Origin of the sequence: Cellvibrio sp. (genome assembly GCF_046347455.1) — a bacterium.
Taxonomy (GTDB): Bacteria; Pseudomonadota; Gammaproteobacteria; order Pseudomonadales; family Cellvibrionaceae; genus Cellvibrio.
In genome coordinates this window covers 352704-372106 of record NZ_JAXMGC010000003.1, presented here as the reverse complement: position 1 = coordinate 372106, position 19403 = coordinate 352704, and the positions used below count along the sequence as shown (strand labels likewise).

Sequence of the window (19403 nt, the reverse complement as noted above, 5' to 3'; positions counted from 1 at the left end):
TCACATGGGCATAATGGGTAAAAACTTTAACCATCACAAAAAGCATCGCCGGTTAAACATGTAATCCAAAAATTAATAGATATAAAAATAGCAAAAGGAGAAAAAATGAAATCTTATAAATGGATTGCTTTAATTATTACTGTGATGGCATGTAATGCAGTTGCAGACACGAAAACCAAATTTAATTGGGCCTCTACTAGTGCCAAAGTAACTGAGAAAATAACTAAAAATAATACAGTTATAATACTGAATTACAAAATATCAACGGAAGTAACGAAGGCAGGTCATGTAGTAAAACAATCAGATATCGTTTTGATTTCACCGAAAACTCCCGCAGGCAAAGAAGCTGAAAGGGATAAAATAATACGGGCCATGCAGCTGCCTAATCTCTTGGTAGATTCAAATGGGAACCCCTTAGAAATAATTGATTTTGACGATTATATTCGACGCGTAAGTAGCTACTGGGGAACCGAGAGAGCATCCAATTTATTTCAATCACCCCAGGTTCGAAAAATGCTTTTTGCTACCGCTCAAGATAAATGGTGCGTTTGGGTATGCAACTGGTCAGAATTAGAGATTAAAGGTGGCAAGACAAAACCAAAAAGAACCACTACGGATTACTCTGGGATGATGCTGCCCGTTACAACGACCACCGAAATGGTCACAAACTGGAACGGATCAAATAATATTAAAATAACTCAAACATCAATAATTGGTGGAGAAGCAGCAATAAGGGAAATGACAAATTTCATCCAAACCTTCACACAAGAAAACAATTTACCAATGAAAGATGGAAACAACCCCAGCAGTCAAATTAATGAACTTAGCAAAGGTATAATTGTACGTGCCGTCTTAAATCCCTCTACCCTAAAGCCGGTTACTGTCGTTTCGGAAGAGCTAACAAAAATTTCTAGCGGAAACGAGAGTAAATCAGTAAGTGAAAAACACGAATATACATTTGAATGGGAAAATTAACTCGCCAACAGGCGAAACCAATACCAGAATAATCAAAAAGGAGCCAACAATGATTAAAAAGACTTTTTGCCTTATGCTTTTAGGACTGATAGCAACCTACACCACGGCCGAAGAAAGCACTTACCCGTGGATCGAATACGATGCATCGAAAGTCGCACCCCAGGAAAAAATATCAACTAACTGTGCCACACTGTCCGTTACAGATAAGACATTAAAGTTTTACAGACCCGAATTTCCACTTGAAGGATTCAGGGCAGAAACTTCGGGCTATGCTGTTTTTGATTTTCAGATTGATGAAACAGGCTCAACCAAAAATATTGAATTTATAACCGGGAGTGAAAAAGTTCAATACGGCTTTAAAAGAAACTCGCTTATTTCACTGAAGAGAATAAAGTTCGATGTTACAGATGAATGGCTTCAATCCTGTAAAGAACAAAGGTACCGCATAGGCTATGCTTATCATCTGATGTCGAATTGCACCTACAAAGAATTCCCTAAACCCATCATTAACGTATGCGTAACAGGCGAGATAGCGCACCTGCGATGATATTGCTCATCAATAAAAGCTTGAATAACTCGAAAACCATTATGAACAAGAACAAGATGCTTCAGAAGCAATCTAAGCATAAGCATTAATATGAATAAACAAAAAGAAACACGAACGAGTGGGTCGCCTTTCTTTTCATGAATGCCATCCGTGGCATTCACCCTACGGGCAGCTTAGCTGTGTAAAATTGCTGTCCTGCAATTTTATGGTTACTTTAGGCGAAGCACAAAATTACAGGAGTAATTTTGCACAACATAGTTGCCCGCAGTGTGAGCACCATGGATGGTGCGAATGAATGAAAAGTAACTCGCCAGCAGGCGGAAACTGAACACAGAAAATAACTAAACAATTAAGGAGAATCTAATGAAAAAGCTACTAATCTCAGCCTTGCTATTTATGAGTTCACAACTGGCCTTTGCCGAGCTAGACAAGAACTATTTATCTCAGATAGACAAAATGATTGGCGAAAATCAGTACGAAAAAGCGTTGGATGCCTTTAGGTACTATTTCAAAGAATCAAAAAAAGAGAGTAGCCTAGGGGGTGTTCGTTTATCGTTTTGTTTATCTGCTTGGGTTTCACTGGGAAAAATCTACCCTCCGGCGATGAGCGAACTTATTTCAATGTCCAATGAGCGCAAGAATCTCTTGTTAGCTGGCGCTGGGAATTCTGAAATGTTCCAAGAATACAATGCTATTAATCGCTATATTGAAAAGGATAACGAAACATTAGCAACCTTTATCGAAATAGAGAAAAATTTCCCGGAACAAGCGGCTTCCTACCATTTTTTTTGCTAAAGATCTCATCATCAACGCCAAACAATATGACTTAGCGAAAAAGTATATTGATCCTATATATGAATTTGAAAACTTAAGATTTTTCAGAGAATCAGAATTAAGCTCTTCAAGGAAAAATAAATACACCTTTGCAAACAGCCAAAGTGACGCAACCTTTGAAAAAAAAGTGGCCGAACTTATCGAGTTAGCCAATAAAATGGGAATGAAAGACGCCGCCGATGATATTAAACGCCGTTATAAAAGCTATATCCTAGTAAGCCCACTAAAAAAATAAGGACATATCATGCTAAAGAATACACTCATACTGATACTAGCCCTATCCCTAACCGCTTGCGCTAGTAAATCTACAAAAAGCGAAAAAGAAGCCCAAGCTTCAGATGCAAACTCAACACAAGCACTAAGTACACTGTTGGGATTTAAGCAAAAGAAATTCGATGAGAAAAAGTTAGCTAAATATCCTTTGGGATCAAAAGACAACCCAATCCGCGTAGACGGCCCTAGCGGACAAGTAGGCTATTTAAGCCGATTGGTGTGTGACAATAACGAACCTGTATCAGCGTTTGAACGATTGGGAAGTGCGGGAGCCAGCCCCTTCGGCTCCATAATGGATATTTACGAAGTTATCTGCGACACAAATAAGGGTGTGGTTAAACATTCTGTTTACCTTGATATGTACCACGCCGATTACGAGGAGACCCGACCAGCGGCAGGCTTTATTGAATTAAAACCTGATTGTTTTAGTCCTTTAAAAAAGGCGATAGCTTTTAGAGAACAAAAAAATTTCACTGCTGCTTTAGAGCAAATTGAGCTGCACAACCAGTGCGATAAATCCAAGGTACGCATGTCCTACTATTACCACCTTGGGTGGACTTATGCAGAGATGGGAGAATACACAAAAGCGGTTGAAGCCTATTCAGAAGGATTAAAAACAGAGCCCGGTTACCCTTTTGCTTATTGGCGTAGAGGTTTGGCTTACGAAAAATTAAGTAAAGCCCCAGAAGCACAAGCGGATTACAAAAAGGCGTACGACGTGGGAATCGAAAAGAATCCAGAAAAATTTAAAGAATTCCTAAACTTAAACCCTGATATTGCCGAAAAGCTTCTGCCAAAAAGCAAATAGCCATGCTAGAAACAAATAATAGGATCAGAATCAAATAAGCACAAAGGATACATGCCGTAGCCGAAGTAGAAATTAAATTTATTTTCAAGCTTTTAAAGCCTTTTTCTAAATATAACATGGGGTAATTAAATGAAAGCATTAACTCTCACCGCTCGAAGTTTTATCGCTATTGCATTAATAGCCTTCGGCATTCAACATTTTATTTACCTTGAATTCGTGACTCGCGCTTTCCCAGTTATACCTTTATGGATTCCAGCGCACAGCCTACTCGCCTGCCTATTGGGCGCATGCTTACTGATCACGGGCGTGTGTATTTTCTTGAACATCAAAGCCCGATTGTTATGCATCCTACTCGGCAGTTTAATTTTATTTATGTTCGCATTGCTTATATTGCCCTCATTACTAACCAACTTGAGCAACGGTTTAATCTGGACGAACGCAGGGAAGGCTTTAGTAATAGCAGGAGCAAACTTTTTGGTAGCGGCAAGCCTGCCAAAAGAACAATATGGAAAATTCGTTTCATTTTTGGAGAGCTTAATTCCGCTAGGACGATATTTTTTGTGTGGCTTCTTTATTCTCGCAGCTACCTTGCATTTTATTTACGCCGCTTTTGTTGCAACGCTAATCCCCACATGGATTCCTGCCCCAATGTTCTGGACTTATTTTGCGGGTGTAGCCTTAATTGCTGGCGCCATAGGCATGCTAATACCCCGTACAGCACAACTGGCAGCGACCTTATCGGCTATTATGGTTTTTATCTGGGTAATAATCCTTCACATTCCTAGAGCTTTGGCTGATCTTCACAACGCCAATGAAACCACAGCCACCTTTGAAGCTTTAACCATGTGCGGTATGGCTATTTTAATAGCCGTGTTTGCAGCACAGAAAAAGCGTAATTAATTGGAGTAAAAAAATGACAGACAAACAACATGACGGCTTATTAGAAGCCCTAAAAATTGCGTTTACCTATATGCCCAAAGCTATTGAGGTCAATAAGTATGAATACGGTGAACGCTACCAAACCGTACTTGAGCATATTCAAGCCGTTAGGGAGGTATTACTGATGAATAACCTCGACCCTGAAGAAATTTATGGCGAAATCAACCCCGACATTACGCCTAACTCATCCTACTAAAAATATAGAAGGAGTGAATCTCGCCAAACATTTATTTAAACAACACGTAATAAATAACGTAAATCCACTCACAAATGATTACAATCAAATTATTAACCCTTCAGAACCATCTTCTTTTATTTATGCAATTAAGAACTGCCTGCCTCATTTTGCTTGTTCTTATAGCGTTTGCAGCAAACCCCCTCCTCCGCCGTGCTCGCGCTTTGGCGTTCGTAAAACTCCAGCAAGCAAATATCCAAACCGCCAACGGAAGCAATTGGGCCTCCGCATTCGCTTTATTTGCTTACGCCTAACTTTAGGCGGCGTAATTTTCCTGAACGAAACACTCAGCATGAGATTGATAGCGGTCGCATTAATATTAGCGGGAATTGGAATTGTCATTCGGGAAAAGTAAAATTGCGAGTTAAACTACCACCCCTTAATCATTCCTATTGATAGACTTGAAATGAGCCAGCTCAACAAAACCCAGTATGATTTGCTAGAAGACTATGCACGCTTTATTCGCGGGCAAAACTCCAAAACCGTTCACACCGCGTTTAGGTTAATTGGCGGAATCGTTATTTTGGTATCCATTTTTTATATATCCATCTTGGGTATTGCATTGGGGCTTGTGTTTGCGTGCGTGACATTTTTAGGAAATCGCCAACTTAAAAACGTTGAAGCCGCATTAACCGCAGCCAAAAATCCTCATGAAGTACGATTGCTCAATATGGATATTCAAACCGAACTATGGGAAAACCAAACCAACTTTTATACATTTATCGACACAGGGAATAACACCCGCCATAAAATGTATTTTGTACCTGTTGGAGGCTCCCCGAAAAAAGGAGTTCAAGTTGGCACTGGGTATTTTTTGAAAGGCTCAAACTACCCAGCGTTAATCGAGCTGGAATCAACATTGATTATTCCCAGCAAACCGCCCATGACAATTTAGTAGGACATTAGGATCCCCGTTGTATGAATTACTCGACTCTCAATATTCAAGGCGCAGACGCTAGCCTTTATACACAAATTTACCCAAAGCCCAACGCAGAAACTATTATCCTCTTGCATGGAGGCCCAGGTGTACCTACAAATTTTTCAGCGCTTGCTCAAGTGCTCGGCCTTAAATACCAAGTGATTTACTTCGAGCAGAGAGGTACTGGTCGTTCGCCGAACCCATCTCAGCGCTATTCAATAGAAGACTACCTTGCAGACATAGATGCAATTGCAGAGCACTTCTCGCTTAACCATTTTCATTTATTAGGGCATTCGTGGGGCGGGCTATATGCTCAAATCTACGCACAGAAGCATCCAGAAAAAATCCTAAGCCTCTTTTTAATCAGCCCTGCATCGGGAACTGCTAACACTTTTAAGCAAACTGAGCGTGAAGTAATGCGCTACAACAAGGCTCATTGTACAAGCGGGCAATGGATGTTAATGGGTATATTTTCGCTCGCCGGCATGCTTGGCTTAAGTTGGGCTTATCAAGCCTTGTTTAAACAAGTAATCAGAAATTATATGTCGGACTTTGATCCTGCATTTTCAGTCTCTAATGAAATGGTAAGCAATGTTCGAGCAGCGCCCATCAACAAGACCCGAAAAGCTATTATTCATCACCCGGAACTATCACAGCAATTTAACCCAGCCTTTCCAGTGCTAATTATCTACGGTGAAAATGATATTTACGGCGATAGTACCAAGTCAGTAAAGACCAGATACCCAAAAGCTCAAACACACTTAATAAAAAATGCAGGACATTTTTCTTGGGAAAGCAATCCTGAAAATTTCCTTCGATATTTAAAGGATTTTTTTAATATTCCTTATGCCACAGCATAAAAATATTGAAATTTACCACCCCTTATTTTGCCTAGATTTTTTTACTCAATCCGTGGTTTATCCAACATAAAGATAAACATTTTACACATTAAAAATTTCGTTTTAATTTTGACGTCACCGCAACGCAAATAAATCACCAAATGTAAATATAAGGATTGAATAATTTCTTTTTTGCACCATAGAATCAAATCGCCTTCAATTTATTATTTAAAGCGAATTTAATTTTCCATTATGCACACGAGATTTTTATGAAAAACTTATCAATTATTTTTGCAGGAATTTTGACAGCATCATTAGCTGTCGCGCAAACGTCAGGAACAGGAACTACAACAAACGGAACTGGTAACACGAACAGTGGAACGACTAATAGCGGCACATCGAACAACACCGGTACAACAAATAGCGGAACGAGCGGAACCAACAAAAGCTGGTCATCTTCCTCATCTCACGGTAGCAGTATGCGCGGAGGCTCCAATAGATCTGACTCCATGCGCGGAACCGGTTCTGGCGGCACTAGTGGAAGCGGAACCGGAACAGGTGGCGATTCCGGAAGTAGCGGCAACGGCACTACAGGCAGCGGCACAGGAAACCAAGGACGATAAGACGTGAAGAGATACTGTTATTAGTAAGACCCGTGGAGCGGGCCTGATTCACCAACGCCAGACACAACGCATGCGGTGTCGCATTATTAGTTATTTTAGTTTTAGCCTATTAGATTTTTCGTCCTCACATTCAAAACATCTTCCCATCCTTTTTATAAGCCATTAACCTTGCCCACGCAGGATTCCAAAATAACCGGAGTGAATCTTATGGACTGGAAAGGCGAACGACGCAGCAACAATATCGATGATCAACGCAACGCACCGCTTGCTGCAGGCATTGGTGGTGCGGCGATTTTATTTCGTTTTTTACCTTATTTAATCGGTACGAAAATTGGTCGAACCATTCTGGTGATCGGTGGGGTTGTTTACTTCGGCGCTCGTTTGCTTGGTGTAGATATTCTTCAAGTTATGAGCGGTGCCCCGGCCAACACGGCGCAACCAGCTATGAGCGCACAAGAACAGGAACTTACTGACTTTGTCTCAGTTATCTTAGCGAGTACAGAAGATTCTTGGAAAACCGAATTTCAAAAAATGGGCAGAACCTACCAAGAGCCAACACTTTCCTTGTTCAGAGGCAGAGTAGATTCAGCCTGTGGTTTAGCAAGTGCCGCAACTGGCCCATTCTATTGCCCTGCGGATGGCAAGCTATACATCGACTTAAGTTTTTATGAAAAAATGAAAACGAAACTTGGCGCACCAGGAGATTTTGCGCAAGCCTACGTTATTGCTCATGAAGTTGGTCATCATGTCCAAAATTTATTAGGTATTTCCGCAAAAGTTAGTAGTGCACAACGCGCGTCATCCACAACCCAAGCCAATGCGTTGTCGGTGCGATTGGAATTGCAAGCTGATTGTTTTGCTGGAATATGGGGCCATTATGCCGATAACCAACGCAAGCTTCTTGATAGCGGAGATATTAACGAAGCGTTAAACGCAGCTGCCGCAATCGGCGACGATCGCTTGCAAGAAAAGGCCACCGGCGCAGTCAGACCAGAAAAGTTTACGCACGGCACATCCAAGCAAAGAGCAGAATGGTTTAATCGCGGCTTTCAAACGGGTGCTATCGAGAGTTGCAATACCTTCAAAAATTAATTTGGTTTTTAATGGTTGTGATTAGCATCTCAATTTCAAAAACACAGATACAAATCTAAATAGCATTCAGCCATGATTAAGTAAAATTCCTTAGAGTACTTGGCTCATATAAAAACTGCCTAGCTCGCATTCACTTCATTGGGGAACATTTATGCATACAGCGCTGCAACACTTAAAATCCATTTTTTTTATCGGCTTATTTGCTTTTATCACTAGCTGCTCTCCCTCCGAAAAATCAAATGAATCACAACAAACCGCCGATACCAGCTCCACGCAAGAAGCCGAAGATCCTGTTGCAGATGACGGTTGGCGCAAAGGCACCTTACGCATTGAACTCGAGATCACCCAATCGGGCGATCAAAATGACTCGGTAATTAACTCTACTTGGGCGACCGCAATTAAAGCTACAAGTGAAGAGAAAGTCATGCTCGCACCGGATCTGCGCCCTTTCGTGAACACTGCTCCACTTAAAGTAGAAGACGTCACTCAGTACGAACCTTTTCGCCAAATTAACCCCGATGCTGATACCGTCAAATCAAGCCAAGCGAGTCATACCGCAACCTGGATTGTTTCCTCTGACGGAAACAAACTAGAAAACCATGGAAACTTTGTAGGTAAGGTCAGCCGCGTTTATCTTCAATCACTCCACCCTTCTCTTTTTGGGAATGGCTATGATGCCTACTTAAAAATTAACCTTGAAGGCAACACCAAAACATCTTCCAGCATGAGCGGAGCAGCCGCTGCTAATGAACAGAATGAAAAGGAAGCGGCCCAAGAAATTGTTTTCATCTTGCATCCGGTTCCGCAAGATAAATTAAATGATTATTCATATCTTCCCGACGCTATGGACGAGGAAATGAAAAAACGTGTGATTCAGCAAAATGTTGAATTGCTCGATTTGTTAAAACAAACTTACGCTGACAGTTTACCCGTTCAAGGTGACATTCGTGCCGGCATGAAATCAGAAGCAACCCAAGACAAATTAACGATGACCTACGAATACAACGGCACCAAACAAGTTGGATACGCCGCTATGTTGGGCGTTAACGCTGGTATGACGAAGTCTAATAAAATATCGATTAAGATGGTGCTGGAGGCAGACAAGTAATATCGTTCATATCGTCGAGGTCGCGCTAAGATGCGATCTCGACTTTCCAAAACATATGCATTTATAAACTTATCCCACCCCTCGCTATTCACATTTGCTTGTTCAATATTACGAGTCGGCTATGGCATCATAGCTTTGCATTCTTTGCCGAACCTTTGCGCATAGCCTTTTGGAGTATCCAACAATTCGCACCCTGTTATGCATACCTCGTCGTTCTTACTCTTGGTCAGTAGCGACTACCCTGAGAGCGGCCATTTATTCTCTTGTCATAATATGTTTTCACCAGGCTTATGCTGAACAAACAGCACCTATTGTTGTTCGTTACCCTGCTTCTGACTCCAATCCTTACTATTACAAACGCGTTAGATACTACGTAGAAATTCTTGAACTCGCTTTAAACAAGTCTGACCGGAAATACCAGCTCGAAAAAATCTCTTTACCCTTCATGAATGAGAGCCGCTCCAAGACAAATCTATTAAATGATGTTTACGACGTGCATTGGCTAAACGCTCAACCTTCTCTTGATAAAGATTTGGAAGCGATCCGCATCCCCTTGTGTAAAGGTTTAACGGGGTGGCGTATTTTATTTATAAGACCCGAAAATCAGAAGGAGTTTTCTATCGTAAAAAATTTAAAGGAATTGAATAATTACACGGCAGGTCATGGCAACGATTGGCCAGAAGCCATTCGATACGAAAGTCTACAGCTACCTCAAAAGCTCTCTGGCAGCTGGAAGGGGCTTTTTTATATGCTGAAGCAAAAACGCATTGATTATTTATCGCGCTCGGCCTTAGAAATATATGATGAAGAAGATGCATTTCCCGAGCTTGGGTTAAAAATTGAATCTAGATTAGTGCTGCATTACCCCGAAACCTATTATTTTTATGTCAACAGAAACAACCAGCAACTTGCTAAAGACATTAAAGTCGGACTCGAGCGCGCTATTACAGATGGTTCGTTCGACAAGGTATTTAACCAATACTTCAGCGAAAAACTAAAGCGCCTCCATCTTGATAAACGTCGTGTCATTGAAATGCCTACCCCGACAGATGCACGCTTAGTAGCTGATCAAAAGGCTCAACCTTCTTATTGGTTTAAAAAATAGCGGACCAAAACGGACCAGCTAGAGTAGCTAAAACTTATTCAAATCAGCCCGCACCAAGCCGTCCTAAAAGTGTCACAGACGCGGACCAAAATGGCACCGTCCTAATTAATCCAAGCTAATAATCACCAAACCAAGCCTTTTTGGACGAAAAGAATGCCATTGAGTGATATTTCGTCGCTTTTTCATACAGCATATCCAGAAAAAATCCTGTATATTACGCGCCTATTTTTCCAACCCAGCTTATAGAGACTCCTATGACTGATTTATCACTGTACAGAAACATCGGTATTTTCGCCCACGTGGATGCCGGTAAAACCACTACTACTGAGCGTATCCTCAAGCTCACTGGTAAAATTCACAAAATCGGTGAAGTTCACGAAGGTGAATCTACTACCGACTTCATGGTTCAAGAAGCTGAACGTGGTATTACCATTCAGTCAGCGGCAGTAACCTGCTTCTGGAAAGGTACTCGCTTCAACGTTATTGATACCCCCGGACACGTTGACTTCACCGTAGAAGTTTACCGCTCCTTGAAAGTATTGGACGGCGGTATCGGCGTATTCTGTGGTTCTGGCGGTGTTGAGCCTCAGTCAGAAACCAACTGGCGCTATGCGAACGACTCTAAAGTATCGCGTTTGATTTTCGTTAACAAACTGGACCGTATCGGCGCTGACTTCTTGCGCGTTACCGACCAAGTTAAGAAAGTTCTGGGCGCACAACCATTGATCATGACCTTGCCAATCGGTCGCGAAGACACCTTCGTAGGTGTAGTTGACCTGTTGAACCGTCAAGCTTACGTGTGGGATGACTCTGGCTTGCCAGAAAACTACAAGGTGACTGACATTCCAGCTGATATGGTTGACGATGTTGAACTGTACCGCGGTCAATTGATTGAGACTGCTGTAGAGCAAGACGACGACCTGATGATGGCTTATATGGAAGGTGAAGAGCCTTCTATCGAAGACATCAAGCGTTGCATCCGTAAGGGTACTCGCGACCTTGCATTCTTCCCAACATTCTGTGGTTCTGCCTTTAAAAACAAAGGCATGCAACTTTTGTTGGACGCAGTAGTTGACTACTTGCCAAGCCCAACTGAAGTTAACCCACAACCTTTGACCGACGAAGAAGGTAATGAAACTGGCGAATTCGCAATCGTTTCTGCTGACGAGCCATTCCGCGCTTTGGCGTTCAAAATTATGGATGACCGTTTCGGCGCCCTCACCTTCTGCCGTATCTACTCTGGCGTGTTGAACAAAGGTGACACCATCCTTAACTCTTTCACCGGCAAAACCGAGCGTATCGGCCGTATGGTGGAAATGAACGCCAACGACCGTACCGATTTGACCACTGCACAAGCGGGCGACATTATCGCGTTGGTAGGTTTGAAGAACGTTCAAACCGGTCACACCCTGTGTGATCCAAAGCACCCATGTACTCTTGAACCAATGGTATTCCCAGAGCCAGTAATCTCTATTGCTGTTACTCCTAAAGACAAGAGCATGATTGAGAAGATGGCTATCGCTATCGGTAAATTGGTTTCTGAAGACCCAACTTTCCGTGTTGAGACTGACCAAGACTCAGGCGAAACCATTCTGAAAGGTATGGGTGAACTCCACTTGGATATTAAAGTGGACATCATGAAGCGTACTTATGGTGTTGAACTGAACGTTGGTCAACCACAAGTAGCTTACCGCGAAACCATTACTCGCGAAATCGAAGACAGCTATACCCACAAGAAGCAATCTGGTGGTTCTGGTCAATACGGTAAGATCGATTACCGCATCCGTCCGGGCGAGCCAAACACTGGCTTCAAGTTCGTTACTACCGTTGTGGGTGGTAGTGTTCCGAAAGAATTCTACCCAGCCATCGAAAAAGGCTTTGCCTCTATGATGAACACTGGTCCTTTGGCTGGCTTCCCAGTATTGGACGTAGAAGTAGAATTGTTCGACGGTGCATTCCACGCCGTGGACTCGTCAGCAATCGCGTTTGAAATCGCCGCTAAAGGTGCTTTCCGTCAATCTATGCCAAAAGCTGGCGCGCAATTGCTTGAGCCAATCATGAAAGTGGACGTATTCACCCCAGAAGATCACGTAGGTGATGTAATTGGTGACTTGAACCGTCGTCGCGGCATGATCTCTGGTCAAGAAGCTGGCGTAACAGGTGTACGTATCAAGGCTGACGTTCCTCTGTCAGAAATGTTTGGTTACATCTCTACCCTGCGTACTATGACTTCTGGTCGTGGTCAGTTCTCTATGGAATTCTCTCATTACTCTCCGTGCCCAGCTAACGTGGCTGAAGCAGTAATCGCAAAAGAGAAAGAAAAGAAAGCTGCCGCTGCTAAAAACTAAGTTTTAGCGGCTCGCCTCTCCTGCGCATCCATGCGCACGAGGCATACCGTTCATCCTGAACATAAAAAGCCCCGCCAGTGCAAACTCGCGGGGCTTTTTTATGGCGTTAAAAAAATCAGAAAAAACAAAAAAAACGAATCAAGCATTTATTAGGGCTTCTATACCCGCGCCATAATTAATGTGAAACACATTGCCATCCACAACCAACACAGGCACAGATTTCACACCGGCTTTAATCGCTTCATCCAAACGATCTTTTTGTAGACCTAAGTGAACAGACTCAACTGGACTTTTGAGGTTATCGACAAATTGTTGTTCCGCAGTAACGCAAACGGGGCAACCTGCATGGTAAAACACAGCTTTAGTATTCATAATGTTTCCTCAAATAAGTGATGGTTAATAGCAGGAACTTCTCCTGACCCGATCTACATTAGGTAACTTCATCACTTAAAAATAGCGGGCACCTTTTGGTGCCCCGGTAACTTTTTGGGGTAAAACCTTGATGGAAAAAGAGAAAAAAATTACCAAGTCGAAACTCAGTGATTACCAGAAATTGGAAGATGTGATTGGATGCAAATGGTCTGTGGCTGTATTAACCAGCGTTGCAGAAGGCATTATTCGCCCAGGTGAAATTGAGCGGCATATTGAAGGTATTTCCACCAAAGTTTTATCAGAACGATTCCGTAAACTCACCGCATACGGGCTCTTGGAAAAATTTGCTTATGCTGAACTTCCACCGCGAACCGAATATCAGCTCACCGCTAAGGGAAAAGGCTTGGTCAATATTATTCGACAAATACATGAGCTTGATACTAAATAAGATCCATAAAGTAATACTTAATTTTTAAAAACAAAAAAGGTGCTCTCCGAATGAAATACTTTTTAATTGCTGTGTCTTTTGTTTCCCTGTTGCTCTCGGGCTGCTCGAGTAACACTAAATCGAGCGTCGACACAAAGAAATCAAACTCCATTCAAAACACATCTGTGAACGCCCCGTTCACCGGAAAAAATTCACGCTTAATTGGTCGTTTCGATAAATCTACTTCTGGAGAGGCCAAATTCACCTGGCCCGGCTCAGCAATTGAATTTCGCTTTGAAGGAACACAAGCCAGCATTGGAATTGCCAGCACGGATAAGACACGTTTCGCATTAGATGTTGAAGGCCAAACAAAAGATTTTTGGACTGAACAAGGCAATAAGGTCTACACCTTAATATCAAATCTTCCAAAAGGTACCCACACAATTCGACTAACCAGAGTTAACGAATCAACAGCAGGCATAACGAGTTTTACAAGCGACCCACAAACGGACGGCAAACTCTTAACACCACCAGCTGCCCCTAACAGAAAACTTTTGGTGATTGGTGATTCCATTACAGCAGGCTACGGTGTCGAAGGTGCAAACCAATCTTGCCACTACACGCTGGATACCAGCACCCAACAATTAACCTATGCAGCCTTGGCTGCAAAATCGCTCGATGCGGATTTGCATGCTATTGCGTGGTCCGGAATTGGAGCTTGGCGTTCTTACGGTGAAAAAACGCCGATCAATCCAAGCATGATTGTTCGCCACACTCGCACCTTGGCGGATGATATCAATAGCAAATGGAACGCTCAGGAATACCAACCTAACGCGGTCCTCATTAACATTGGCACCAATGATTATTGGGAAGGCTCAGTTAGTAACGATTATCGCGATGCAATGACAAAGCTCATTGCGCAAGTACAAGCAGACTACCCAAACAAACCGATTTATTTAATTGTAAGCCCTATGCTTGGTGAGAAAGTTCACATCGCGCAAAAACAAGTTCTTGAATCCCTCGCAAAGGGAAATATAAAGGTGTTTGACTTGGGTGAAAATAACGGCTCCGAAGGATTCGGTTGCGATTATCATCCCAACTTAACAACACATACTCGTTTAGCGAAAGCCTTAGAAGCCAACTTAAAATCTGAACTAAATTGGTAAGTAAAGTTTTTATTATAGGTTTACCTAGAACGGGAACCACAAGTGTCAGTGTTGCGCTACTGGATTATGGATTTAAAGTAGCGCACACCGCTTACACAAAACGCGCATTTGAATTGGCGGATGTCATTTCAGATGCGCCCTGCTTCTGTGACTACCCACAACTCGACGAGCTTTTTCCAAACTCCAAATTCGTCTACTTAAACCGGTCACTCGAAAACTGGATTCCTTCTGCTCGACGACTACTTACAAAAATGATCCCACAACTCGAACCAAAATCGGGTTACCTACATCCGGTTCTCAAACGCAGTATCGAGCAAACATTTTCCTTATCAAAATGTGAAGATCCTTTAAGTGACATGAATTTGAGTGCCGCATACTTACAACATCAACAACAAGTATTCACTTACTTCGCAAATCGAAATGATTTCTTGAATATTGATGTAAGTAACGACAACAGCTTAATTGATTTACTCAGATTCCTTAACCTAAATACTACGGCTGGCATTAAATTCCCCAAACTAAACGTCGGGAGGTTAGTAGATCACTGGAAAGAAATTAGACACCCCAACAAAATCAATTCCCTGAGCGCAGGAAAAGAACACAGAAAATTCTTTGACTACCAAAGCTGACATCGTTCAACCTTATAGTTACACTCTAAAATCAACCTTCAAATGTTAAGGATTACCAATGAGTAGCTTATTGTCTGAATTCCCCATCACGAAAAAATGGCCTGCGAAATTTCCCAATAAACTACAACTTTATTCTTTACCAACACCCAATGGCGTTAAAGTTTCCATTATGTTGGAAGAAATTGGGATGGATTACGAACCTCACCTCGTTAATTTTTCCACCAACGATCAGTTGTCGCCAGAATTTATCTCACTCAACCCTAACAATAAGATACCCGCTATCATTGATCCAAATGGGCCTGATAACAAACCAATCGCTTTATTTGAATCAGGAGCCATTTTGATTTATCTCGCAGAAAAATCAGGCAAGTTACTCGCTAAAGATCCAGTGCAGCGGTATCACACCATTCAATGGCTAATGTTCCAAATGGGCGGTATTGGCCCTATGTTTGGACAAGTAGGTTTCTTTAATAAATTCGCGGGCAAAGACTTTGAAGATAAACGCCCACGGGACAGGTATGTTGATGAAGCGAAACGTTTGCTGGGTGTACTCAACAAACAACTTGAAAAAAATAGTTGGATCGCGGGAAACGATTACTCGATTGCAGACATAGCAACTTTCCCTTGGGTACGAAATTTAATTGGGTTTTACGAAGCGGGAGATTTAGTGGAAATAAATCAATTTCCGTATGTAACCAAGGCTTTAGAGATCTTCCTTAGCAGACCTGCCGTTATTAAAGGGCTTACAATCCCAAGCTAGCGGATTCTGCTGCAGGTGCGGCTTTTGTTGATTTAATCCGATGCATATTCTTTTGCACAATTCGATGAATTAAATCCATTTTTTGGATAACAAGTTCGCTTAACACAAAAGGATATGCATGCTCATGCCCCATGCTACGATTCAAACTGTTTAAGGCATAGGTCAAGGGGAGCCAGTTGTCGATAATGTCACGGAAATTTTTTGTGCGATAAGGATTTAATTCAACCTCAGCTTGCAACTCTTCGCTGTCGGTCAATCGGGGGTGCACCTGCAAACCAAAATCGCGCGCCGTTTCTAAGGTATCTACAATATGTAAATAGTGTGCCCATGTTTCGGCCCAGTCTTCCCAGGGGTGTGAACTTGCATAAGCACTTACATAACTAAGTTGCCAATTTTCCGCAGGGCCATTTTCATAGTAGGCTTTCAGGGACACTGAATAATCAAGCGTATCATCGCCAAATAAATTTCTTACTTCTTCCAACCAATCAGAATCTCTCACCAGCACATCCCAATAATAATGCCCTGACTCATGACGAAAATGACCAAGCAAAGTTCGGTATGGCTCAGCCATTTGCTCGCGCATTTTTTCGCGATAGGCAGAATCCGCCTCGTTAATGTTTAAAGTAATTAGGCCGTTAGCGTGGCCTGTAAGCACAGGGTTTACTTCAACGTCAGTAGAAGTTGATTCAGCGAGAAAATCAAATGCGAGCTCAGGGGCATCTTCACTTTGCGGGGTTAGCGGAAGTGATAACGAAAGCAAACTGTATATTAAACGTCTTTTTTCAGACTCAATTTTTGTCCATAGTGCCAAATTATTTCCCACACCAAGATCAGGAATTGTTCGGTTTAATCGACATGCAACGCAAAGGTCGTTAGGATCCTCCTCGTCAATTAACCAATTGCATGCGCTGTAATCTGAGCCATTAGCACAATAACGCTTCCTAATACTCTCTTTATTGACAACACTGGACTTTCGCGAAAATGGTTGGAGAAATCCTTTTGCATCTTTTTTATAGGCTTCCATTTTTAAATTGTCTAGATTAAAACCTAAAACCGCGCCGCATGCCGTACAACTTGTGTTTTCAAAATACACAAGTTGGCCGCAACTAGTACAGCTTGACAATCGCATACTCCCACCAAATCTGATCATGTACCGATAATCGCTCAGTCTTTTTAACTGGTCAGGTTAAATACCTCAGTGCGACAACACACATCTGAGTCAGAACGTTTGCTCGAAAAATCGGCATGAACTAAAGCGACCAGCGGTTAACACCAAATGTGGTCTTTTTGAAGCATCAAAGGTAGACTGCCAGCGACGCCCTGCTTTCATCCGCTCTTGGCACCTGTGCATCTGAGGAACAATTAATGAAAATGTACTTGCGAGTTTCGTTGACCATCTCTCTGTTGACTGCTCTTGGCGTATCCTGCCCCAGCTATGCAGTGGAAAATCCTAAAGCGAAAGTTTTTATTATTGAACCAGCAAATGGCGCAACTGTACCCGGCACATTCACGATTAAATTCGGGGCAACTGGCGTTGAAATTGCTCCTGCGGGAACGAACAAACCTAACTCTGGTCATCATCATTTATTAATCGATACAGAAACCTTGCCAGATTTTCACACCCCTCTTCCGGCATCACCCACACTCATACATTTTGGTAAGGCTCAAACAGAAACCCAAATTACTTTGCCTCCTGGAAAGCACAGTTTGCAACTGGTACTCGGTGACTATATGCATGTTCCAGGCGATAGTCCCGTCATCTCGGAAAAAATAACAGTAACCGTGCGCTAAACACTAAAAACGTTTAAACGCATCAGATTTTTTTTCATCGATTAGCAAAATGACACACAATATTTCTCACGACCAAATGGCTTTTACCGCAACACTCATCACCAACACGGTTGACGCATTAAAAGCGGCTAGTGGTAATAGCGAAGCATTGACGCAAATAATTGTGCAGTTTTACAGCGATGCAACTGCGGCTGATTTGGACTTGGAAGAAATTGAAAATATTCTTGGAGTCAATGAAAGTTGCATCATGGATTTGGCGCAACTGTCTGAAGAGGATGAGGAAGTGGTAATTGCGGCGTTTGAGGATATCTCAAACGCCTGATTTAGGTTAAAAAAGTTCTACGCTCACTTCTACTTCGTTTTGTGCTGGCTGATCTTTGGTTTTGAGGAGTTTTGCAGCTAAGTCCAGCTGTACTACCAAGCTTCTGAAGTGACCTTCCGCTGCATCCGTTAATTCGTGCAAGGTCTCCAAAGACGTGAGCGCACGTTCTGATAACTGTAACATTGAGGTTTCTTGTTCGAGTGTGAGATCCAAACTTACTGCCTGCTCACGCAACGCAATGGAAAGGTCCATCATAATCCGCTTAACAGAATTGCGATTATCCCGCGAAGCCATTTCCAACAATGCCATCACATTTCGAATATGATCTTGATGCTCAATGAGCATGGCATTCACTTTTATTGTTTTCGCTCTGGCTTCAGCAATTGACGCTATCTGGGCAATTACGTCTCTCAACCGCCCGTATTTATCCGAATCAGCGATTGGAGCGTTTACAATGAGAATTTGCGCGTTATCGAAGTTAAAGATTAAAAAACGACCATGCGAAACAATACGCAGAGCCGATGTCCGAAACTGATCAAAAAGTTTCCTGTACCCAGGCGCTATAGCTTTGGGATATATTTCTACAGAGTCGTCAAAACTGAATTGAATGTAGCCATTTACAGACAAATCCTTAAGACACCCTAGCGTTTGATCTGCCAACCGTTCCAGATTCGATATGCCTTGAACCGCCTGCGCATAGAAGGCAACAATCCCCATTTCAGAAGCTGAAGACATTGCCGTGAATGCAATTTCCGAGTAACTCTTGAGTTCTTCCTGCAAAGCTAAAACCGATTTCTTATCTTCGTAAGCTTTTTGGATACTTAAACTTAAGGCTTCATGTGTGAATGGATTGAACACCCAGCCGTCCAGATCCATTTGTTCAAGCTGGACGCGTGCATCAGCGGATGTGGTAGCCTTAATCAATGCCAGATTCGGCAGGTTAGCGGGGATTGTTGACAGGAACTCTTGGCTAAATAGCTGGCGACCAGAAACCATAATAACTTGATCCACCAACTCGCATTGCGCGCTCAGCTCAACTGTATTTCGCACATCAACCCGGTAAAGGTCAGCTGAATCTACAGGAAGTCCTTGATCGTCAATTATGGACGTGCCCTCTGGCACACAATAAAACACGTTTGAATCTGAAAACCACCAGAGCTTAGCCATTATTCTCTCCTGAGTTACGTACTTCTATCAGCTCGTTATTTGGCAATGACTTGAGTATAGGTCGCCGCATTTTTTTTGCACGCATCAAGTCATTACATCGCATTACCAAATTCTAAAATGCCTG

Annotated in this window: 23 protein-coding genes and 1 pseudogene; 20 read left to right on the top strand and 4 right to left on the bottom strand. The window is 42.4% G+C overall.

Annotated elements, in window-relative coordinates:
• Positions 1-105 precede the first annotated feature (105 nt).
• From U1F02_RS08175 to fusA, 14 genes are all read left to right on the top strand, one after another.
• A complete protein-coding gene (locus tag U1F02_RS08175) occupies positions 106-975 on the top strand; it encodes a hypothetical protein (protein ID WP_409989875.1) in 870 nt (289 codons plus the stop codon).
• A 49-nt stretch (positions 976-1024) separates the two neighbouring features.
• The gene (locus tag U1F02_RS08170) at positions 1025-1522 is read left to right on the top strand and encodes a hypothetical protein (RefSeq protein WP_409989874.1); all 498 of its coding nucleotides are present in this window, start codon (positions 1025-1027) and stop codon (positions 1520-1522) included.
• Positions 1523-1885: 363 nt separating this feature from the next.
• Positions 1886-2317 (top strand): hypothetical protein, encoded by a 432-nt coding sequence (locus U1F02_RS08165; protein ID WP_409989873.1) that lies wholly within the window; start codon positions 1886-1888, stop codon positions 2315-2317.
• A 283-nt stretch (positions 2318-2600) separates the two neighbouring features.
• Positions 2601-3437 carry a tetratricopeptide repeat protein gene (locus U1F02_RS08160; protein ID WP_409989872.1) on the top strand — a complete coding sequence of 279 codons (837 nt, stop codon included), beginning with the start codon at positions 2601-2603 and terminating at the stop codon, positions 3435-3437.
• A 129-nt stretch (positions 3438-3566) separates the two neighbouring features.
• Positions 3567-4337 (top strand): hypothetical protein, encoded by a 771-nt coding sequence (locus tag U1F02_RS08155; protein ID WP_409989871.1) that lies wholly within the window; start codon positions 3567-3569, stop codon positions 4335-4337.
• 13 nt (positions 4338-4350) lie between these two features.
• Positions 4351-4572 carry a penicillin-binding protein gene (locus U1F02_RS08150; protein WP_409989870.1) on the top strand — a complete coding sequence of 74 codons (222 nt, stop codon included), beginning with the start codon at positions 4351-4353 and terminating at the stop codon, positions 4570-4572.
• On the top strand, positions 4529-4966 hold the full coding sequence (locus U1F02_RS08145) for a hypothetical protein (protein WP_409989869.1): 438 nt from the start codon (positions 4529-4531) through the stop codon (positions 4964-4966). Before U1F02_RS08150 ends, U1F02_RS08145 begins: the two co-directional genes overlap by 44 nt.
• A gap of 51 nt (positions 4967-5017) precedes the next feature.
• Entirely contained in the window at positions 5018-5506 is a 489-nt protein-coding gene (locus U1F02_RS08140) for a hypothetical protein (RefSeq protein ID WP_409989868.1), read from the top strand.
• A 23-nt stretch (positions 5507-5529) separates the two neighbouring features.
• Entirely contained in the window at positions 5530-6390 is an 861-nt protein-coding gene (locus U1F02_RS08135; RefSeq protein WP_409989867.1) for an alpha/beta fold hydrolase, read from the top strand.
• Between the two features lie 248 nt (positions 6391-6638).
• Positions 6639-6992, top strand: coding sequence for a hypothetical protein (locus tag U1F02_RS08130; RefSeq protein WP_409989866.1), 354 nt, complete (start codon positions 6639-6641; stop codon positions 6990-6992).
• Between the two features lie 207 nt (positions 6993-7199).
• On the top strand, positions 7200-8084 hold the full coding sequence (locus tag U1F02_RS08125; RefSeq protein ID WP_409989865.1) for a neutral zinc metallopeptidase: 885 nt from the start codon (positions 7200-7202) through the stop codon (positions 8082-8084).
• A gap of 151 nt (positions 8085-8235) precedes the next feature.
• The gene (locus U1F02_RS08120) at positions 8236-9192 is read left to right on the top strand and encodes a hypothetical protein (protein WP_409989864.1); all 957 of its coding nucleotides are present in this window, start codon (positions 8236-8238) and stop codon (positions 9190-9192) included.
• 169 nt (positions 9193-9361) lie between these two features.
• A complete protein-coding gene (locus U1F02_RS08115; protein WP_409989863.1) occupies positions 9362-10297 on the top strand; it encodes a hypothetical protein in 936 nt (311 codons plus the stop codon).
• A 254-nt stretch (positions 10298-10551) separates the two neighbouring features.
• Positions 10552-12645, top strand: a complete 2094-nt coding sequence (fusA, locus tag U1F02_RS08110; protein ID WP_409989862.1) for an elongation factor G — start codon at positions 10552-10554, stop codon at positions 12643-12645.
• A 138-nt stretch (positions 12646-12783) separates the two neighbouring features.
• Here the strand turns inward: fusA and U1F02_RS08105 are convergent, their stop codons facing one another.
• Entirely contained in the window at positions 12784-13017 is a 234-nt protein-coding gene (locus tag U1F02_RS08105) for a glutaredoxin domain-containing protein (protein ID WP_409989861.1), read from the bottom strand.
• A 130-nt stretch (positions 13018-13147) separates the two neighbouring features.
• Here U1F02_RS08105 and U1F02_RS08100 point away from each other — a divergent pair, with 130 nt between their 5' ends.
• The 4 genes from U1F02_RS08100 to U1F02_RS08085 are packed head-to-tail and all read left to right on the top strand — an operon-like array spanning position 13148 to position 15999.
• Complete coding sequence (locus U1F02_RS08100) at positions 13148-13465, top strand: winged helix-turn-helix transcriptional regulator (protein ID WP_409989860.1); 318 nt, start codon at positions 13148-13150, stop codon at positions 13463-13465.
• 50 nt (positions 13466-13515) lie between these two features.
• Entirely contained in the window at positions 13516-14610 is a 1095-nt protein-coding gene (locus U1F02_RS08095; RefSeq protein WP_409989859.1) for a GDSL-type esterase/lipase family protein, read from the top strand.
• Positions 14604-15239, top strand: coding sequence for a sulfotransferase (locus tag U1F02_RS08090; RefSeq protein WP_409989858.1), 636 nt, complete (start codon positions 14604-14606; stop codon positions 15237-15239). The genes U1F02_RS08095 and U1F02_RS08090 overlap by 7 nt, the downstream gene beginning before the upstream one ends.
• Before the next feature lie 58 nt (positions 15240-15297).
• Positions 15298-15999 carry a glutathione S-transferase N-terminal domain-containing protein gene (locus U1F02_RS08085; protein WP_409989857.1) on the top strand — a complete coding sequence of 234 codons (702 nt, stop codon included), beginning with the start codon at positions 15298-15300 and terminating at the stop codon, positions 15997-15999.
• Here the strand turns inward: U1F02_RS08085 and U1F02_RS08080 are convergent.
• Together U1F02_RS08080 and U1F02_RS08075 are read right to left on the bottom strand one after the other, a co-directional pair.
• Positions 15983-16810: a putative zinc-binding metallopeptidase gene (locus U1F02_RS08080; protein WP_409989944.1), complete on the bottom strand. Its 828-nt coding sequence runs from the start codon at positions 16808-16810 to the stop codon at positions 15983-15985. The genes U1F02_RS08085 and U1F02_RS08080 overlap by 17 nt on opposite strands.
• Before the next feature lie 27 nt (positions 16811-16837).
• Positions 16838-17128 (bottom strand): annotated as a pseudogene (locus tag U1F02_RS08075) (zinc-ribbon domain-containing protein); the annotation flags it as partial.
• 236 nt (positions 17129-17364) lie between these two features.
• Between U1F02_RS08075 and U1F02_RS08070 the strand changes: the two are divergent.
• Complete coding sequence (locus U1F02_RS08070; protein WP_409989856.1) at positions 17365-17790, top strand: DUF4399 domain-containing protein; 426 nt, start codon at positions 17365-17367, stop codon at positions 17788-17790.
• Positions 17791-17839: 49 nt separating this feature from the next.
• Positions 17840-18112, top strand: a complete 273-nt coding sequence (locus U1F02_RS08065; RefSeq protein WP_409989855.1) for a hypothetical protein — start codon at positions 17840-17842, stop codon at positions 18110-18112.
• Positions 18113-18118: 6 nt separating this feature from the next.
• Here the strand turns inward: U1F02_RS08065 and U1F02_RS08060 are convergent, their stop codons facing one another.
• Entirely contained in the window at positions 18119-19279 is a 1161-nt protein-coding gene (locus tag U1F02_RS08060) for a hypothetical protein (RefSeq protein ID WP_409989854.1), read from the bottom strand.
• Positions 19280-19403: the final 124 nt, after the last annotated feature.

What these genes read in the sequence shown, in the direction of transcription:
- U1F02_RS08150 (WP_409989870.1), top strand. Translation starts at nt 4,351, where the DNA reads ATGACAGACAAACAACATGACGGCTTATTAGAAGCCCTAAAAATTGCG.
- U1F02_RS08070 (WP_409989856.1), top strand. Translation starts at nt 17,365, where the DNA reads ATGAAAATGTACTTGCGAGTTTCGTTGACCATCTCTCTGTTGACTGCT.
- U1F02_RS08165 (WP_409989873.1), top strand. Translation starts at nt 1,886, where the DNA reads ATGAAAAAGCTACTAATCTCAGCCTTGCTATTTATGAGTTCACAACTG.
- U1F02_RS08125 (WP_409989865.1), top strand. Translation starts at nt 7,200, where the DNA reads ATGGACTGGAAAGGCGAACGACGCAGCAACAATATCGATGATCAACGC.
- U1F02_RS08060 (WP_409989854.1), bottom strand. Translation starts at nt 19,279, where the DNA reads ATGGCTAAGCTCTGGTGGTTTTCAGATTCAAACGTGTTTTATTGTGTG.
- U1F02_RS08105 (WP_409989861.1), bottom strand. Translation starts at nt 13,017, where the DNA reads ATGAATACTAAAGCTGTGTTTTACCATGCAGGTTGCCCCGTTTGCGTT.
- fusA (WP_409989862.1), top strand. Translation starts at nt 10,552, where the DNA reads ATGACTGATTTATCACTGTACAGAAACATCGGTATTTTCGCCCACGTG.
- U1F02_RS08170 (WP_409989874.1), top strand. Translation starts at nt 1,025, where the DNA reads ATGATTAAAAAGACTTTTTGCCTTATGCTTTTAGGACTGATAGCAACC.
- U1F02_RS08155 (WP_409989871.1), top strand. Translation starts at nt 3,567, where the DNA reads ATGAAAGCATTAACTCTCACCGCTCGAAGTTTTATCGCTATTGCATTA.
- U1F02_RS08160 (WP_409989872.1), top strand. Translation starts at nt 2,601, where the DNA reads ATGCTAAAGAATACACTCATACTGATACTAGCCCTATCCCTAACCGCT.
- U1F02_RS08120 (WP_409989864.1), top strand. Translation starts at nt 8,236, where the DNA reads ATGCATACAGCGCTGCAACACTTAAAATCCATTTTTTTTATCGGCTTA.
- U1F02_RS08130 (WP_409989866.1), top strand. Translation starts at nt 6,639, where the DNA reads ATGAAAAACTTATCAATTATTTTTGCAGGAATTTTGACAGCATCATTA.
- U1F02_RS08175 (WP_409989875.1), top strand. Translation starts at nt 106, where the DNA reads ATGAAATCTTATAAATGGATTGCTTTAATTATTACTGTGATGGCATGT.
- U1F02_RS08095 (WP_409989859.1), top strand. Translation starts at nt 13,516, where the DNA reads ATGAAATACTTTTTAATTGCTGTGTCTTTTGTTTCCCTGTTGCTCTCG.
- U1F02_RS08145 (WP_409989869.1), top strand. Translation starts at nt 4,529, where the DNA reads ATGGCGAAATCAACCCCGACATTACGCCTAACTCATCCTACTAAAAAT.
- U1F02_RS08085 (WP_409989857.1), top strand. Translation starts at nt 15,298, where the DNA reads ATGAGTAGCTTATTGTCTGAATTCCCCATCACGAAAAAATGGCCTGCG.
- U1F02_RS08140 (WP_409989868.1), top strand. Translation starts at nt 5,018, where the DNA reads ATGAGCCAGCTCAACAAAACCCAGTATGATTTGCTAGAAGACTATGCA.
- U1F02_RS08135 (WP_409989867.1), top strand. Translation starts at nt 5,530, where the DNA reads ATGAATTACTCGACTCTCAATATTCAAGGCGCAGACGCTAGCCTTTAT.
- U1F02_RS08100 (WP_409989860.1), top strand. Translation starts at nt 13,148, where the DNA reads ATGGAAAAAGAGAAAAAAATTACCAAGTCGAAACTCAGTGATTACCAG.
- U1F02_RS08065 (WP_409989855.1), top strand. Translation starts at nt 17,840, where the DNA reads ATGACACACAATATTTCTCACGACCAAATGGCTTTTACCGCAACACTC.